The following is a 16,506-nucleotide window of genomic DNA, read 5'->3' on the forward strand; positions in this document are numbered from 1 at the left end:
ATCGACCATGCGCGTTCAGCGTCTCGCCATCCGTGCCACGCTCGCCGCCCTGAGCTGCGCCGCCACCGGTCTCATGATCGCTGCACCCGCGGTTGCGGCACCGCTGTGGCCAGGCGGGCCTGAGGCACCCTTCAGCCCTCCCGGCGGACAGGCCATTTTCACCAATCCCGCGTCGGCCTCCATCTCCCCCGGCTCCGGACAAGTCGTCGGCGGCAAGCGCGCGATCGATGTCCACTTCGGCCTGCCGGTCGTCGACCAGGACTCCGCGGCCGCCTCGATCAACGTGTCTTCCAGCGCCGGAACGACGGGACACGTCGAGTGGGTCGACAGCCAAAACGCGCAGTGGGTCCCGGACGACCACTGGGCACGCGGTGAGACCGTCACGGTCAACGTCAAGGGCACGACCTCGCGGTTCAAGGTCAGCGACCAGATCCAGGCCGTCGGCGACATCGACAACTACACGTTCACGGTCTCGATCGGCGGCGACGTCGTGCGCTCGATGCCGGCATCGTTCGGCAAGCCGGGCCACGAAACCCCGCGCGGCACGTTCAAGGTGCTCGAGAAGCAGAGTTCCGTCGTGATGGATTCCTCGACCTACGGGGTTCCGGTCGATTCCCCCGAGGGCTACAAGCTCACGGTCGACGACGCCGTCCGGCTGACCTGGAGCGGCATCTACGTGCACTCGGCACCGTGGTCGGTCGACAGCCAGGGCAACTCGAACGTCAGCCATGGCTGTGTCAACCTGTCGCCTGACAACGCCGCCTGGTTCTACGACATCGTGCGGGTCGGCGACTCCGTCACTTTGCAGTGACGCAGAAGGTCGCATTTCCTAGTTCAACCGGACCGGACCTCGCAGGACTCATCGACGAACCGCAGGGCTATGTGCGCGGTTGGGGTGTGTTCGCGCACGGTTTCACGCTGGGGAAGGACTCCCCCGCAGCGGCTCGGATCTGCAAGCAACTGTCCAAAGAAGGCATCGGAATGCTCCGCTTCGACGCCTTGGGTCTGAAGGACTCGGAAGGCGCTTGGGGCGACGGATCGTTCACGGTCAAGGTCGATGACATTGCCCGTGCCTGCGAGTTCATGACTGCGCGGGGTACGCCGGTCGATTTGTTGGTGGGCCACTCCTGGGGCGGCGCCGCCGCGATCGCTGCGGCGTGCAAGGTGTCCGGGTTAAAGGCGCTCGTCACGATCGGCGCACCCAGCGACCCCCGCCACGTCGAGCACCAGTACGACGCCGTCGTCGAGCGGGCGCTCGAGAAGGGCCACGCGCAATGGCTCGTCGGTGGTCGGGCGCTGACGATCAAGAAGGCATTCATCGAGGACGTCCGGCGGGCGGCGATCACCGAACAACTTGCCAGTCTTCGGCTTCCGTTCCTCGTCATGCACTCGCCCACGGACGACACCGTCTCGATCGACAACGCTGCCGACCTGTTCAACGCGACCCGGCACCCGCGGAACTTCATATCGCTCGAAGGGTCGGATCACCTGCTCACCCGCCCCGGTCAGGCGGCGCGCGCCGCACACATCATCAGCGCGTGGGCCGACCAGTATCTAAGTTGAGGTGGTGACGGTTTACGTAGCGTTGTTCCGCGGCATCAATGTCGGTGGGCGCAACAAACTTCCGATGGCTGAGCTGCGTGACGTCCTCACCGATCTCGGACTCGAGTCCGTCGGGACGTACATCGCGAGCGGCAATGCGGTTTTCGAATCCGATGACGACGCTTTGGACATCGCCGAGCGGATCGAGGCGACCCTGCCGGCGAAGTTCGCTCTCGACAGTTCTCTCATTCGCGTGCTGGTTCTCACCGCCGATCAGGTGCGCGCGGTCGTCGACCAGGCACCGACGGGGTTCGGGAAGGACCGCGAGAAGTATCGCTTCGACGTCGTCTACCTGCTCGACATCAGCTCCGAAGAGGCACTCGAGAAGACGCCGACCAACCCCGAGGTCGACACCGCGTGGGCCGGCCCGGGCGCGCTCTACTACCGGCGTCTCTCCGCGCTCGCGACGAAGAGCCGGTTGGGCCGCGTCGTCGGAACGCCGATCTACGCGAACATGACGATCCGGAACTGGAATACCGCAACCAAGCTGGTCGAGTTGGTGGACGGGCTAAAGAAGAACGGCCTGGACTAGTACGCAACGGCACCGCCCCCACCTAGTGGTTGCGCGCAAATCCTGCGACGCGCTGAAGACACCTGAATCGCCGGGCAGTCGCCGGCTTGACCCAGTCAAGGCTTCCGGCCGGCACATATTCGCCTTCGGTTCGGTAGTACAAAACACCCGATGGGTACACCCGCTCAGGCCCAGCGGCCGTGATGACCCGTCCGGCATAACCCGCACGGTAAATGCCTTTCGGCGCCGTTCGGGGATCGACCGACACCGCAGGCAATCGATTGGCACTTCGTGCCATCGGATTCCTCCTCGTCATCCGGAGCGTCCTCGTCGACTGCTCCGGTCGTTTAATTCACGATGCCAGCGCCAGAAACGACCCGAAAAGAGACTTAAGTCCATTTCTGGCCGGATACGACGAACGTCACACAAAACGGCCGCTCGGCATCGTGGTGGCTAGTTTTGGGTGAAACGACGGGCCGCCCTACCGCGTGCCTGCGATGACACGAATGTGGAGGTCCGATGGGTTTCAAGCGGCTGTTGGCGGGTGTCGGCGCAGGTGGAGCGTCCGTGGAGACGATTCTGCGCAGCGCACATGTCGCTCCGGGCGGAACGATCGCGGGTGACATTCACGTGATCGGCGGAACGGTCGACCAGGTCATCGAACGCGTCGCGGTTTCGCTGGCGACCCGGGTGGAGGTCGAGTCGGGCGACAACGAATACCTGTCGAACGTGGAGTTCAGTCGCCAGGTGGTATGGGGTTCTTTCCAGGTTCAGCCGGGCCAGCGCTTCGCCATCCCGTTCGAGCTCGTGCTGCCCTGGGAAACTCCGATCACGGTGCTCGGTGGCCGCGCAGTGGCAGGCTCGAGCGTCGGAGTGCGAACCGAACTGGAGATCGCGCGGTCGATCGACAAGGGCGACCTCGACCCCATCGCGGTTCACCCGTTGCCGGCCCAGAACCTGATCCTGGACGCGCTGGTGCGCCTCGGGTTCGGATTCCGGCGCGCTGACGTCGAAAAGGGCCACATCCGCGGAGTTCGGCAGGAACTGCCGTTCTATCAGGAGATCGAGTTCGCCCCGGGACGGAACTACCCGGGTATCAACGAACTCGAAGTCACCTTCGTCGCGGGTCCGACCTCGATGTACGTGGTCCTCGAAGCGGACAAGCGCGGCGGAATGTTCACCGAAGGACACGACACCTTCCACGGCTTCACGGTCGACTACGCGTCCGCGTCGAGCACCGATTGGGCGGGTGTCTTGCACAACTGGCTCAGCAGCGTCGGGCAGCGTCGCAGCTTCTTCTGACCCGGCTGCGACAATAGCTGGCGTGACCAGCACCGAACCCCGAGCGGCAGCCGCCACCGAGCGGTGGCATCAGCGCATGGATTGGCCGTTGACGGTCAGCTCGACGATGTTCCTCATCGCCTACGCGTGGTCGGTGCTGGCGCGGCCGGGACCGTTCTGGCAGCTCGCCGCGGATCTCGTGATGTGGACGACCTGGGCTTATTTCGCGATCGACTATCTGATGCGCCTCGCGACGGCAAAGAACCGAGTGCACTGGTTCTTCGTCCACATCATCGACTTCCTCATCGTCGCGCTGCCGCTGCTGCGACCGCTGAAACTGCTCCGAATCGCCGCGATCGTCGTCGCGGTACAGCGGACGCTCGGCTCCGCCATGCGTGGACGCGTCGTCTGGTACGCCGCGGGCGGGACCGCGTTCCTGGTCTTCGTCTCGGCAGTCGCGGTTCTCGACGCCGAACGACATTCGGCCGATGCACACATCACGACGTTCGCGGACGCGCTGTGGTGGGCGACCGCGACGGTCACGACCGTCGGCTACGGCGACTTCTCCCCCGTCACCGCGCAGGGACGACTGGTCGCGGTCGGCCTTATGGTTGCCGGCATCGCCCTCCTCGGTGTGGTCACCGCGACCGTCGCCTCGTGGCTCCTGGAACAGGTCACCGCGCGCGAGGAGCGCTTCGAAGCTGCGACTCAAGCCGAGGTCGGTGAGCTCACGGTCCAAATCGAGGCTCTGCGAAGCGAGATCGCCGAACTGCGTGCCAGCAGCGATAATCGATCTAGTTCAGTTCCGTAAGTGAGAGAAGTTGGCTCGCGATATTCTGCGGCGATGGGAGATGCAGTGCCCCGTGACAGTCGTGCCGTGGTGATCGGCGCCGGAATCGGCGGCCTGCTCGCCGCCGGCGCCTTGAGTCCACATTTCGACGAAGTCGTCGTCATCGAGCGAGACAAGCTTCCCGACGAGCCGGCGTCCCGGCGCTACATTCCACAGAGCAAACACCTGCACACGATCCTCGTGCGCGGGAAGTATTCGATGGAAAAGATCTACCCGGAGTGGGGCAAGGTCATGTCCTCTCGCGGCGCCGTCTCCGGCGACATCGGGCTCGACGTCCGTTCGGTCATCGACGGGAAGTACCTGCGCAAGCAGGTCGAGGTCGGCGTGCAGAACTTCTTCGCTAGCCGCGAACTGACCGAATGGGCGCTGCGGCAATGTGCGCGGAAGCTGCCCAACGTCACGATCCTGCAGGAAACGTCCGCACTCGCACTCGTCACGAACGATGCGAAGGACGCCGTCGTCGGCGTCACCGTCGATGAGCACGGCACTCATCGCACGATCGACGCCGACCTCGTCATCGACAGTTCAGGTCGCGGTGCACAAGGCCTCGCCTGGCTTGGTGCCATCGGCTACGAGCGCCCCGCGGAGAAGCGCATTCGCGTCAACCTGACGTATGGCACCCGCCACTACAAGCGGGCCCCGTGGCATTTCGATGGTGCCGTCATGCTGGGCTGCGGCGCGACGCCGCAGATCAACCGCGGCGGGGTGATGCACGCCCAGGAGGACGACACCTGGATCGTCACGTTGTCCGGCTACGGAAAAGATATTCCGGCGGTCGACGAAGAGGGATTCATCGCCTACGCGCGTTCGTTCGCGGCGCCGGACATGGCCGACGCCATCTCGTCGATGGAGACCGTTGGAGAGGGCCACCAGTTCAAGGTGCCGCACGTCGTCTGGCGCGACTACAAGGGTGCGAAGCTGCCCGCGAACTACCTACCGTTCGGAGACGCCATCGCCGCGTTCAACCCGATCTACGCGCAGGGAATGACGGTCGCGGCCGAAGAAGCAGTCATTCTCGCCGACTGTCTCGCGCACGGGAAGGACGACCTGCAGCGGCGCTTCCTCAACGGAGCGGACAAGTTCGTCGGGAAGATCTGGAACTCGTCCGCGGCACGCGATCTCGCCCTGACCGCCGATCCGAACGACAAGAAGCGCGGGTCTGTGCAAGAGGCCGTCGTGCGTCGAATCTCCCTTGCGATGGCTACGGACGGCAAGGTCGTCGGCGCTTTCCAGAAGGTGGCGAACTACATCGCCGAGCCGCCGAGCCTCATGCGTCCGGGTCTGATCGCACGTGTCATCTGGGCGAATCGGCCCGGCGCGCTGAAGCGTGCGAGCCGCGGCAACGCGCGACACAACGGTGCCAATAGCTAACTGACTTCCCCTGTGACACAGGACACATCGGCGTACAGTTCTGATCATGCCGCTGGCGCCCGTATTGACCAGCTACTGGGACGTGCAAGAGTCCTGGTCGCTGGCCACTTACCTGCGCAATGACGGCTACCGCGGGCTGGAGAAAGCGCTCGAACTCTCCCCCGCCGAGGTCATCTCGATCGTGAAGGATTCCGGCCTCCGCGGACGCGGCGGCGCCGGCTTCCCGACCGGGACCAAGTGGAGTTTCATACCGAAGGACAACCCGAAGCCGAAGTACCTCGTCGTCAACGCGGACGAGTCCGAGCCGGGCACGTGCAAAGACATGCCGCTCATGCTCGCGACGCCACACGTGTTGGTCGAGGGCACGATCATCGCGGCCTATGCGATCGGTGCGAAGGTCGCGTTCATCTACCTCCGTGGGGAGGTCGTGCCGGTACTCCGGCGACTGCAACGGGCCGTCGCGGAAGCGTCGGACTACCTCGCCCGCGCCGGCATCGACCTCGTCGTCCATGCCGGCGCCGGTGCGTATATCTGCGGTGAAGAGACCGCACTCCTGGACTCGCTCGAAGGCCGCCGCGGACAGCCTCGCCTTCGTCCCCCGTTCCCCGCGGTCGCGGGCTTGTACGGCTGCCCGACCGTCGTGAACAACGTCGAATCGATCGCCTCGGTCCCGTCGATCCTGCGCAACGGCGCCGACTGGTTCCGCACGATGGGCACCGAGAAGTCGCCCGGCTTCACGCTCTACTCGCTCTCCGGGCACGTCACGCGGCCCGGCCAGTACGAGGCCGGACTCGGCATCACGCTGCGCGAACTGCTCGAATACGCGGGCGGCGTCCGCGATGGACACACGCTGAAGTTCTGGACCCCGGGCGGGTCGTCGACGCCGATCCTGACCGCCGAACACCTCGACGTTCCGCTCGATTACGAGAGCGTCGGCGCCGCGGGATCGATGCTCGGGACGAAGGCACTGCAGATCTTCGACGACACGACCTGTGTCGTGCGGGCGGTCAGCAGGTGGACGGACTTCTACGCGCATGAGTCGTGCGGCAAGTGCACGCCATGCCGGGAAGGCACGTACTGGCTCAAGCAGATCCTGCACCGTATCGAACGGGGTGGCGCGACGGAAGAGGACCTAGACAAACTGCTCGACATCGCAGACAACATCAACGGCAAGTCGTTCTGTGCGTTGGGTGACGGCGCCGCGAGCCCGATCTTCTCGTCGATCAAGTACTTCCGCGACGAATACGTCGCCCACCTCACCCACGGCCGCTGCCCGTTCGATCCCGCGCGGAGCGTGGTGACGCGTGACTAGTTCCGCACGGGAGAAAACTGAAACCGAGCTCGTCACTCTCACCATTGACGGTCACGAGATCAGCGTGCCCAAAGGCACTTTGGTGATCCGGGCGGCCGAACTCATGGGCACGCAGATCCCAAGGTTCTGCGATCACCCGTTGCTCGACCCGGTGGGTGCCTGCCGACAGTGCCTCGTCGAGGTCGAGGGCCAGCGAAAGCCCGTCGCGTCCTGCACGATCCCGGTCATTCCCGGGATGGTCGTCCACACGCAGTTCAGCTCGGCCGCCGCGGAGAAGGCACAAAAGGGCGTGATGGAGCTCCTGCTCATCAACCACCCACTCGACTGCCCCGTCTGCGACAAAGGCGGCGAGTGCCCGCTGCAGAACCAGGCGATGTCGAACGGTCAGGCAGACACCCGCTTCACCGACACGAAGCGCACCTTCCCGAAGCCGATCCCGATCTCGTCGCAGATCCTGCTCGACCGTGAACGGTGCGTCCTGTGCGCCCGCTGCACCCGGTTCTCGAACCAGATCGCCGGCGATCCGTTCATCGAACTGCTCGAACGCGGGGCCCTGCAGCAGGTCGGCATCTACAGCGAAGAACCGTTCAATTCCTACTTCTCCGGCAACACCGTCCAGATCTGTCCCGTCGGAGCGTTGACCGGCGCCCAGTACCGCTTCCGCGCGCGTCCGTTCGACCTGGTCTCGACGCCGACCGTGTGCGAGCACTGCGCGAGCGGCTGTGCGCAGCGCACCGACCATCGCCGTGGCAAGCTCATGCGTCGGCTTGCTGGTGACGACCCCGAGGTCAATGAGGAATGGAACTGCGACAAGGGTCGCTGGGCGTTCCAGTACGCCGACGTCGGTGACCGCATCACCACACCGCTCATCAAGGGCAAACCCGCGTCGTGGGCGGAGGCATTGCGGGTCGCGGCCGAGGGCCTCAAGACATCGAACCCGGCCGTTCTCACGGGCGGCCGCCTGACCCTCGAAGACTCCTACGCGTACTCGAAGTTCGCCCGAGTTGTGCTCGGCACCAACAACATCGACTTCCGCGCTCGGCCATCCTCGGACGAGGAAGCCGACTTCCTCGCCGCGCAGGTGGCCGGTCGATTCGATCTCACGTACGCCGACCTCGAGCGAGCCGACAGCGCCTTCCTCGCCGACTTCGAGCCGGAAGAAGAGTCACCGATCGTGTTCCTTCGCCTGCGGAAGGCGGTTCGCCAGCATGGACTGAAGGTCGTCACGAACGCACCGTTCCTGTCTGAAGGCGCCCGCAAACTCGGTGCGGTCCGCGGCACGGACGGTTCGATCGTTCTCGCTGGCGAGCGCCTCGCCCAGTCGCCTGGTGCGCTGTCTGCGCTGGTGGGTCGGCGCACCGCCTGGATACCCCGGCGCGCGGGCGAACGTGGCGCCCTCGAGGCCGGCTGCCTCCCGAACCTGCTGCCCGGCGGACGTCCGCTCGCCAATCCGTGGGCTCGTCGCCAGGTCGAGGACCTTTGGGGCGTCGACATTCCCGCGGAGCCCGGCAGCGTCGACCTCGGAAAGGCCACCTCAGTCCTGTGCGCCGGCGTCGAACTCGGCGATCTCGCGGACCCGAAGGGCACCTATCGCGCACTCCAAGCGGCTCCGTTCGTCGTGAGCGTCGAGATGCGGCATAGCGCGATCACCGAGATCGCAGATGTCGTCTTCCCGATCGTTCCGGTCGCCGAGAAGTCGGGCACATTCCTCAATTGGGAGGGTCGGCGTCGCGAGTTCGGGACAGTGCTGCACAGCACCGGTCTGACCGACCTGCGCGTTCTCAACGCCCTCGCTCCGGAACTCGGGCTCACCTCGGTCGACTCCGCGCGCGCCGAACTCGGCCAGCTCGGTCTGTGGGACGGCGACTTCGCTTCTCCGCCAACTGTTCCCATCGCGTCCACGGACGGACTACGCCTGTCGACGTGGCGCCTGTTGCTCGACAAGGGCCGGCTCCAGGACGGCGAACCGAATCTCGCCGAGACGGCCCGCAAAGCCGTGGCGCGGCTCTCCGCGCACACCGCCGCGTCGATCGGCGCAGAGCACGGTGATCCGATTTCGATCGGCACCGACAGCGGTCGGATCACTCTGAAACTCGCCGTCACCGACATGCCCGACGACGTCGTGTGGATACCCGAGAACTCCGCAGGCTGCGCGGTCCGATACCAGCTCGGCCCGATCGAGAACCTCCGGATCGAGGTGATCTGATGTCCGATCCCATCTGGTTGATTGGTGCGAAAGCGCTCATCATCTTCGGTTTCGCCCTCCTGACCCCGATGATCACCGTCCTCATCGAGCGCAAGGCCGTCGCGTGGATGCAGACGCGCGTCGGGCCGAACCGCGTCGGCCCGTGGGGCACCCTGCAGAGCATCGCCGACGGTCTGAAGCTGTTCCTCAAGGAAGGCATCATCCCGAAGGGCGTCGACAAGCCGGTTTACCTGCTGGCCCCGGTCATCGCGGTGACTGCGGCGGTGATGTCGTTCGCGGTCATCCCCTTCGGCGGTGAGGTCTCGATCCTCGGCCACCGCACCACCCTGCAACTTGCCGAATTGCCCGTCGGCGTTCTGTACATCCTGGCTGCGACGTCGATCGGCGTGTATGGCATCGTGCTCGCGGGCTGGGCCTCGGGTTCGACGTATCCGCTGCTCGGCGGTCTCCGCTCGAGCGCCCAGGTGATTTCGTACGAAATCGCGATGGCGTTGTCGTTCGCTGCGGTATTCCTCACGGCCGGCACGATGTCGACGTCGGGAATCGTTGAGGCGCAGACGAACACGTGGTACGCGTTCCTGCTGTTGCCGTCGTTCCTCATCTACGCGACGTCAATGGTCGGTGAGACCAACCGCGCCCCGTTCGACCTGCCCGAGGCCGAAGGTGAGCTCGTCGGCGGCTTCCATACGGAGTATTCGTCGCTGAAGTTCGCGATGTTCTACCTCGCCGAATACGTCAACATGGGCACCGTTTCGTGCCTGGCGACGACGCTCTTCCTCGGGGGCTGGCACGCTCCGTGGCCCTTCAGCCTGTGGGACCCGCTGACCCACGGATGGTTCGGACCGCTGTGGTTCCTGGCCAAGATGAGCGTCTTCATGTTCATCTTCATCTGGCTCCGCGGCACGCTTCCCCGCCTCCGCTACGACCAGTTCATGCGCCTCGGCTGGCAAGTCCTCATTCCGATCTCGCTCGCCTGGGTCATGATCGTGGCGACCATCCGCATCGTCGTACCGGAATCGTTCCGCACGACTGGGCTGGTCATCGCGAGCACCGTGGTCGGCCTGGCGATGCTGTCCCTCTTGCTGATCGGCCGGCCGGAGCGGAAGGGCCTGTTCGACCCGATCGCGGGATTCTGGATCACCTTCCGGAACATGTTCCGCAAGCGAGTCACCGAGTTCTATCCCGAGGACAAGCGCCCGACCGCGCCCCGCTACCACGGCCGCCACCAGCTCAATCGGTACGAAGACGGCCTCGAGAAGTGCATCGGCTGCGAGTTGTGTGCCTGGGCGTGCCCGGCCGACGCGATCTACGTCGAGGGCGCACAGAACACTGAAGAAGAGCGCTACTCACCCGGCGAACGTTATGGCCGGGTGTACCAGATCAATTACTTGCGGTGCATCGGTTGCGGATTGTGCGTCGAAGCGTGCCCGACACGGGCGCTCACGATGACCAACGAGTACGAAATGGCCGACGACAACCGCACCGGCCTCATCTACGAGAAGATCAACCTTCTGGCGCCGCTCGACCCCGGCATGCAGGCGCCGCCGCATGCGATGCAGCCCGGAAGCACGGATGAGGACTACTACTTCGGGCGGATCCATGGTCAGTGAGATCCCGTTCTACATATTCGCCACGGTCGCGGTGATCGGCGCTCTCGGCACGGTCACCATGCGCAAGGCCGTGCACTCGGCGATCATGCTCGCGATGACGATGATCGTGCTCGCGATTCTGTACATCATGCAGGGCGCATTGTTCCTCGGCGTCGTGCAGATCGTCGTCTACACCGGCGCGGTCATGATGCTGTTCCTGTTCGTTCTCATGCTCGTCGGCGTCGACTCGTCGGACTCGTTGACCGAGACGATCCGGGGCCAGCGATTCGGGGCGATCGTCGCCGGTCTCGGGTTCGGCGTCATCGCGATCGGTGGACTCGGTGCGGCGGGCGTGAAGGCCGCTCCGCACCCGCGAGACAGCACCGTCGCCGACCTCGCCGACCTCATCTTCATCAAGTACCTGTGGGCGTTCGAACTCACCGGCGCTCTGCTCATCATCGCGACGATCGGTGCCATGGTTCTCGCCCATCGTGAGCGGTACACGCCGAGGCCGACGCAACGCGAGATGACCGAGGAACGTCTTCGCACCGGTGCACGCATCACACCGCGGCCGAACCCCGGTGTCTACGCCCGGCACAACGCCGTCAACCAAGCTGCTCGCCTGCCGGACGGTTCGCCCGCCGAGGAATCCGTCGCCACGTCGTTGCGGGACAAGCGATGAACTACATCTACCTCTCGGCGGTACTCTTCACCATCGGCGCGACCGGAGTTCTGTTGCGGCGCAACGCGATCGTCGTGTTCATGTGCATCGAACTCATGCTCAACGCGACGAACCTGGCGTTCGTGTCGTTCTCCCGACTGCACGCCAACTTCGACGGTCAGGTCTACGCGTTCTTCACGATGGTGGTCGCCGCAGCAGAGGTCGTGGTCGGGCTCGCGATCATCATGACGCTGTTCCGCAGCCGTCGATCAGCGTCGGTCGACGAAGCCAGTGAGCTGAGGCTGTAGATGACGCGCCTGCTGCTCACGCTCATTCCCGCGCTCCCTCTCGCCGGCGCGGTGATCCTGCTGCTCGGCGGTAAGCGGACTGATCGACTCGGTCACGTGCTCGGGTGCGTGACCGTTTTCTTGTCATGCGCACTGAGCATCGTCGCGGTCTTCGTGGTGGGCTCGGAAAATGCGCACGCCCGGTTGTTCAGTTGGGTCCCCGTCGCCGACCTGGAGGTCGATTTCGGGCTGCAACTCGACCGTCTCACCGCATGCTTCATCCTGCTCATCACGTTCGTCGGCTTGCTGATCCACATTTATTCGGTCGGCTACATGGCCCACGACCCAGCGCGTCGAAAGTTCTTCGCCTACCTGAACCTGTTCGTCGCGGCGATGCTGCTGCTCGTTCTCGCCGACAATTTCCTCGGTCTGTACGTCGGCTGGGAGGGCGTCGGGCTCGCGTCGTACCTGCTCATCGGGTTCTGGCAGCACAAGCCCAGCGCGGCAACCGCGGCGAAAAAGGCCTTCGTCGTGAACCGCGTCGGTGACATCGGCCTGGCGATCGCGATGATGATCATGTTCGCCACCTTCGGGTCGTTGAGCTTCGCGGACGTCCTCAAGGCACCGGGTGAGCAGACCTGGCTGGGATTGATGCTTCTTCTCGCCGCCTGCGGCAAGTCTGCGCAGGTCCCGCTGCAGTCGTGGCTGGGCGACGCTATGGAAGGTCCGACACCCGTTTCGGCACTCATTCACGCCGCGACGATGGTGACCGCGGGCGTCTACCTCGTGACCAGGTCCGGCCCCATTTTCAACGCCTCACCCATCGCACAGACCGCGGTTGCCGTCGTCGGAACGGTCACGCTGCTGTTCGGTGCGATCATCGGTTGCGCCAAGGACGACATCAAGAAGGCTCTCGCCGCGTCGACCATGAGCCAGATCGGCTACATGATGCTCGCCGCGGGACTCGGTCCCGTCGGGTATGCGTTCGCGATCCTGCATCTGCTCACGCACGGCTTCTTCAAAGCCGGACTGTTCCTCGGTGCAGGTTCGGTCATGCACGCGATGGACGACGAAGTGAACATGCGGCACTACGGCGGGCTCCGCAAAGTCCTGCCCGTCACATTCGCGACCTTCGGGCTCGGCTACCTCGCGATCATCGGCGTTCCACCGTTCGCCGGGTTCTTCTCGAAGGACAAGATCATTGAGATCGCGTTCGCCGAGAATCCGGTGTTCGGGTTCGCGGCCTTGCTCGGCGCGGGACTGACGGCGTTCTACATGACCCGCGTCATGATCATGACGTTCTTCGGCGAGAAGCGGTGGGATCCAGACGTCCACCCTCACGAGTCCCCCAAGGTCATGACCTTGCCCATGGCTATCCTCGCGATCGGATCGGTCGGCGCCGGTGCCCTCGTCTGGGTCCTGCCGGACTACCTCGCACCGGTCGTCGGGCACGCCGAGGCGGCCCATTCGATGCCGGTCTGGGTGACAACCGCCCTGACGCTCGCCTTCGTCGCCACCGGCATCCTGTTCGCGGTCCGGCAAGCCGCGAGCGTTCCGCGGAACGCTCCGCAAGGGTCGTTCGTGACGGTCGCCGCACGTCGTGACCTCTACGGCGACGCAGTCAATGAAGCCGTGTTCATGCGACCCGGTCAGCACGTGACTCGCATTCTCGTCTTTCTCGACAATCGGGCCATCGACGGGATCGTCAATACGATCGGCGCGACGCTGGGCGGATTGTCTGCACGTATGCGCCGAGTCCAGACCGGATTCGTGCGCTCGTACGCCCTGCAGATGGTGACGGGCGCGTTGATTGTCGCGGCGGCGATGTTGTGGGTGGGTTCGAAATGAACTGGCTTCTCACCGCACTCTGGCTGCTTCCGCTGATCGGCGCGCTCGCGACCGTGCTTCACCGGTACGTCGCGCTGGCCGCCGCGCTCGGCACCCTGGTCATCGCCATTCTCGTTGCGTTCCAGTTCGATTCCGGCGGCGCGAAGTTCCAGCTGGTCACCGAACATTCGTGGATATCGGCGATCAATGCCCAATACATCGTCGGTATCGATGGAATCGCACTGACGCTCGTGCTGCTCACAGCGGCTCTGGTGCCAGTCCTGCTGCTGGCGACGTACAACGAGTGGGATTGCAAGATCTATCCGGCGCTCATCGTGCTCACCGAAGCGATGGTCATCCTCAGCTTCATCGCGCTCGACGTGCTGCTGTTCTACGTCCTGTTCGAAGCGATGCTGATCCCGCTCTATTTCCTCATCGGCGGACCCGGCGCCCAGCGGTCGTACGCCGCGATGAAATTCCTGCTCTACAACCTGTTCGGCGGCCTCATCATGTTGGCGGCACTGGTTGGCGTCTACTCCCAGGCTGGCACGTTCGACGTTCGCGCGATCGACCTCGCCGGCACCAGTCCCGACCTGTTGCGGGCACTGTTCGCCGGCTTCATGTTTGCGTTCGCGGTCAAGGCACCCCTGTGGCCGGTCCACACGTGGCTGCCCGATGCGGCGGTGGCCGCACCACCACCGGCCGCGGTCCTCATGATGGCAATCGTCGACAAGGTCGGCACCTTCGGCATGATCCGGTACTGCCTCACGCTTTTTGGCGACGCCGCGAACACGTTCGCGCCGCTCATCATGACGCTTGCGGTTATCAGCATCGTCTACGGCGCTCTCGTGGCGATCGGCCAAACCGACATCCTGCGGCTCATCGCGTACACCTCGATCTCGCACTTCGGGTTCATCGTGTTGGGCATCTTCGCGATGAGCCCCCAGTCGCAGGCCGGCGCGACGCTCTACATGGTCAACCACGGGGTCTCGACCGCCGCATTGTTCCTTGTCGCGGCGGTCCTGGTCCGCCGCACGGGGCGACGCACGATCCCCGACTTCGGCGGCGTCGCGAAAGTTGCACCGAAACTTGCTGGTGTCTTCCTGATCGCCGGCCTCGCGACGTTGGCACTCCCTGGCCTCGCGCCCTTCATCAGTGAGTTCCTCGTCCTGGTGGGCACGTACCGCACACATCCGCTGCCGGCGATCGCCGCCACCGCCGCGCTCGTCTTGTCGGCGATCTACATTCTCTGGCTCTACCAGCGGGTTTTCGGCGGACCGCCGACCGGACCCGAGGTGAAGGATCTGCACCTGCGCGAGGTGGCCTTCCTCGCCCCGCTCATCGCCGCATTGGTCGTGCTCGGCGTCTACCCGAAGCCCGCCCTCGACGTCATCACGCCCGCAGTGCCGCAGCATTCGGCGGAAGCGAGCACGCCGCGATGAGCATCGAATACCACCTGATTGCGCCGATCCTGCTTGTCTTCGGCTCAGCCGTCGTCGGCGTGCTCGTGGAGGCCTTCGCACCGCGCACCTGGCGTCGGCATGCCCAGATCGTCATCGCCGCATTCGGCCTGGTCACCGCATTCGTCGCGGTCGCGCACCTGTGGCGGACGACGGCCACCGCCATGGCGGGAGCGGTCATCATCGACGGCGCGGCACTGTTCCTACAGGGCACGATCCTCGTTCTCGCCCTGTTGGCGCTGCTTCTCATATCGGACAGTTCCGTATTCACCGCCCAGGCCGCCGCCGTTCCCGGCGGGACATCAGAGGCCGAGGCTGAGGCCGCCGGTGTCCAGCACACCGAGATCTATCCGCTGATGCTGTTCGCGACCGGTGGCATGCTTCTGTTCCCGGCCGCCGGCGACCTGTTGACGATGTTCATCGCGCTCGAGGTCTTCTCGCTGCCGCTGTACCTACTGTGCGGACTCGCGCGGTATCGCCGACTCCTCAGCCAAGAATCCGCACTCAAGTACTTCCTCATGGGCGCGTTCTCGTCCGCGTTCTTCCTGTTCGGTGTGGCGATGTTGTACGGCTATGCGGGCGGGGTGCGGCTGTACGACATCGCGAATGCGCACGGCCCGCGCGGACTGCTTCTCATCGGGATCGCGCTCGTCGCGGTCGGTTTGCTGTTCAAGGTCGGACTCGTCCCGTTCCACTCCTGGGTCCCGGACGTCTATCAAGGGGCACCAACGCCGGTGACGGCCTTCATGGCCTCGGCGACGAAGGTCGCCGCATTCGGTGCACTACTTCGGGTGTCGATGACCGCCTTCGACGACTGGAAGCCGATCCTCTACGGCGTGGCCGCCGCGACCATGATCATCGGCGTTCTGATGGCGGTCACCCAGACCGACGTGAAACGCATGCTCGCGTATTCGTCGATCGCCCACGCCGGCTACATCCTGGTCGGTGTCGTGGCGTTCAGCCCGGCGGCGACGCTGTTCTACGCGGCCGTCTACGGACTCGCCACGGTTGCCGCCTTCACACTCACGGGAATGGTCCACGATCGCGATGGCGAAACCGGCCAACTCCGCGAGTGGGCGGGGCTCGGCCGCCGTCACCCGCTCTTCGCGGGCGTCTTCACGATCGTCATGCTCGCCCTTGCCGGCTTGCCCTTGACAAGTGGCTTCATCGGAAAGCTGGGGGTGTTCGTCGCCGCGTTCAACGCGGGCGAATGGCCGCTCGTGGTGGTCGGCGTCATCAGCAGCGCGATCGCCGCATTCTTCTATTTGCGGGTCGTCGTGATGATGTTCTTCACGCCGCAATCCGATGATTCGGTGACGGTATTTGAGGGGCATCGACCTAGCATTGCTGCGGCGGCAATTGCAATAGCCGCAACAATTCTTCTCGGAGTCGTTCCCCAACCGCTATTCCAACTCGCCGAGAATGCTTTCTTGTCCATTTTGTAAGCAAACAGCGGTTTACCATGTATAACTGCGCCCTCTACTGTTACCAGCAGTCACAAGCCGACAGTGGTAGTGACCGGCGACCGATGCACGAAACTAATTCGTGC

Annotated in this window: 14 protein-coding genes; all 14 read left to right on the forward strand. The window is 64.6% G+C overall.

Features of this window, described 5'->3' with window-relative positions; all coding sequences use genetic code 11:
- Positions 1-7: 7 nt before the first annotated feature.
- The 14 genes from F600_RS0119610 (at position 8) to nuoN (ending at position 16,402) form a co-directional block, all read left to right on the forward strand.
- Entirely contained in the window at positions 8-811 is an 804-nt protein-coding gene (locus F600_RS0119610) for a L,D-transpeptidase (RefSeq protein WP_018162351.1), read from the forward strand.
- A complete protein-coding gene (locus F600_RS0119615; protein ID WP_018162352.1) occupies positions 808-1,563 on the forward strand; it encodes an alpha/beta hydrolase family protein in 756 nt (251 codons plus the stop codon). Before F600_RS0119610 ends, F600_RS0119615 begins: the two co-directional genes overlap by 4 nt.
- Positions 1,564-1,567: 4 nt before the next feature.
- A complete protein-coding gene (locus F600_RS0119620) occupies positions 1,568-2,134 on the forward strand; it encodes a DUF1697 domain-containing protein (protein ID WP_018162353.1) in 567 nt (188 codons plus the stop codon).
- A gap of 498 nt (positions 2,135-2,632) precedes the next feature.
- Positions 2,633-3,415, forward strand: coding sequence for a sporulation protein (locus tag F600_RS0119630; RefSeq protein ID WP_018162355.1), 783 nt, complete (start codon positions 2,633-2,635; stop codon positions 3,413-3,415).
- Positions 3,416-3,437: 22 nt separating this feature from the next.
- Entirely contained in the window at positions 3,438-4,205 is a 768-nt protein-coding gene (locus F600_RS0119635; protein ID WP_018162356.1) for a potassium channel family protein, read from the forward strand.
- Positions 4,206-4,238: 33 nt separating this feature from the next.
- Complete coding sequence (locus tag F600_RS29045) at positions 4,239-5,615, forward strand: FAD-dependent oxidoreductase (RefSeq protein ID WP_018162357.1); 1,377 nt, start codon at positions 4,239-4,241, stop codon at positions 5,613-5,615.
- A gap of 46 nt (positions 5,616-5,661) precedes the next feature.
- Positions 5,662-6,927, forward strand: coding sequence for an NADH-quinone oxidoreductase subunit NuoF (nuoF, locus tag F600_RS0119645; RefSeq protein WP_018162358.1), 1,266 nt, complete (start codon positions 5,662-5,664; stop codon positions 6,925-6,927).
- Entirely contained in the window at positions 6,920-9,133 is a 2,214-nt protein-coding gene (locus tag F600_RS0119650) for an NADH-quinone oxidoreductase subunit G (RefSeq protein WP_018162359.1), read from the forward strand. The genes nuoF and F600_RS0119650 overlap by 8 nt, the downstream gene beginning before the upstream one ends.
- A complete protein-coding gene (gene nuoH / locus F600_RS29050; RefSeq protein ID WP_018162360.1) occupies positions 9,133-10,743 on the forward strand; it encodes an NADH-quinone oxidoreductase subunit NuoH in 1,611 nt (536 codons plus the stop codon). Before F600_RS0119650 ends, nuoH begins: the two co-directional genes overlap by 1 nt.
- The gene (locus F600_RS0119660; protein WP_018162361.1) at positions 10,733-11,404 is read left to right on the forward strand and encodes an NADH-quinone oxidoreductase subunit J; all 672 of its coding nucleotides are present in this window, start codon (positions 10,733-10,735) and stop codon (positions 11,402-11,404) included. The genes nuoH and F600_RS0119660 overlap by 11 nt, the downstream gene beginning before the upstream one ends.
- Positions 11,401-11,691 carry an NADH-quinone oxidoreductase subunit NuoK gene (gene nuoK / locus F600_RS0119665; protein WP_018162362.1) on the forward strand — a complete coding sequence of 97 codons (291 nt, stop codon included), beginning with the start codon at positions 11,401-11,403 and terminating at the stop codon, positions 11,689-11,691. Before F600_RS0119660 ends, nuoK begins: the two co-directional genes overlap by 4 nt.
- Positions 11,692-13,518 (forward strand): NADH-quinone oxidoreductase subunit L, encoded by a 1,827-nt coding sequence (gene nuoL, locus F600_RS0119670; protein WP_018162363.1) that lies wholly within the window; start codon positions 11,692-11,694, stop codon positions 13,516-13,518.
- A complete protein-coding gene (locus tag F600_RS0119675) occupies positions 13,515-14,939 on the forward strand; it encodes an NADH-quinone oxidoreductase subunit M (RefSeq protein ID WP_018162364.1) in 1,425 nt (474 codons plus the stop codon). The genes nuoL and F600_RS0119675 overlap by 4 nt, the downstream gene beginning before the upstream one ends.
- A complete protein-coding gene (nuoN, locus tag F600_RS29055; RefSeq protein WP_018162365.1) occupies positions 14,936-16,402 on the forward strand; it encodes an NADH-quinone oxidoreductase subunit NuoN in 1,467 nt (488 codons plus the stop codon). Before F600_RS0119675 ends, nuoN begins: the two co-directional genes overlap by 4 nt.
- The last annotated feature ends 104 nt before the right edge of the window (positions 16,403-16,506 follow it).

It is taken from the genome of Smaragdicoccus niigatensis DSM 44881 = NBRC 103563, assembly GCF_000380645.1.
GTDB lineage: Bacteria > Actinomycetota > Actinomycetes > Mycobacteriales > Mycobacteriaceae > Smaragdicoccus > Smaragdicoccus niigatensis.

Coding starts and splice junctions, on each gene's coding strand:
- F600_RS0119610 (WP_018162351.1), top strand. CDS start 8: ATGCGCGTTCAGCGTCTCGCCATCCGTGCCACGCTCGCCGCCCTGAGC.
- F600_RS0119630 (WP_018162355.1), top strand. CDS start 2,633: ATGGGTTTCAAGCGGCTGTTGGCGGGTGTCGGCGCAGGTGGAGCGTCC.
- F600_RS29045 (WP_018162357.1), top strand. CDS start 4,239: ATGGGAGATGCAGTGCCCCGTGACAGTCGTGCCGTGGTGATCGGCGCC.
- nuoF (WP_018162358.1), top strand. CDS start 5,662: ATGCCGCTGGCGCCCGTATTGACCAGCTACTGGGACGTGCAAGAGTCC.
- nuoH (WP_018162360.1), top strand. CDS start 9,133: ATGTCCGATCCCATCTGGTTGATTGGTGCGAAAGCGCTCATCATCTTC.
- F600_RS0119660 (WP_018162361.1), top strand. CDS start 10,733: ATGGTCAGTGAGATCCCGTTCTACATATTCGCCACGGTCGCGGTGATC.
- nuoK (WP_018162362.1), top strand. CDS start 11,401: ATGAACTACATCTACCTCTCGGCGGTACTCTTCACCATCGGCGCGACC.
- nuoL (WP_018162363.1), top strand. CDS start 11,692: ATGACGCGCCTGCTGCTCACGCTCATTCCCGCGCTCCCTCTCGCCGGC.
- F600_RS0119675 (WP_018162364.1), top strand. CDS start 13,515: ATGAACTGGCTTCTCACCGCACTCTGGCTGCTTCCGCTGATCGGCGCG.
- nuoN (WP_018162365.1), top strand. CDS start 14,936: ATGAGCATCGAATACCACCTGATTGCGCCGATCCTGCTTGTCTTCGGC.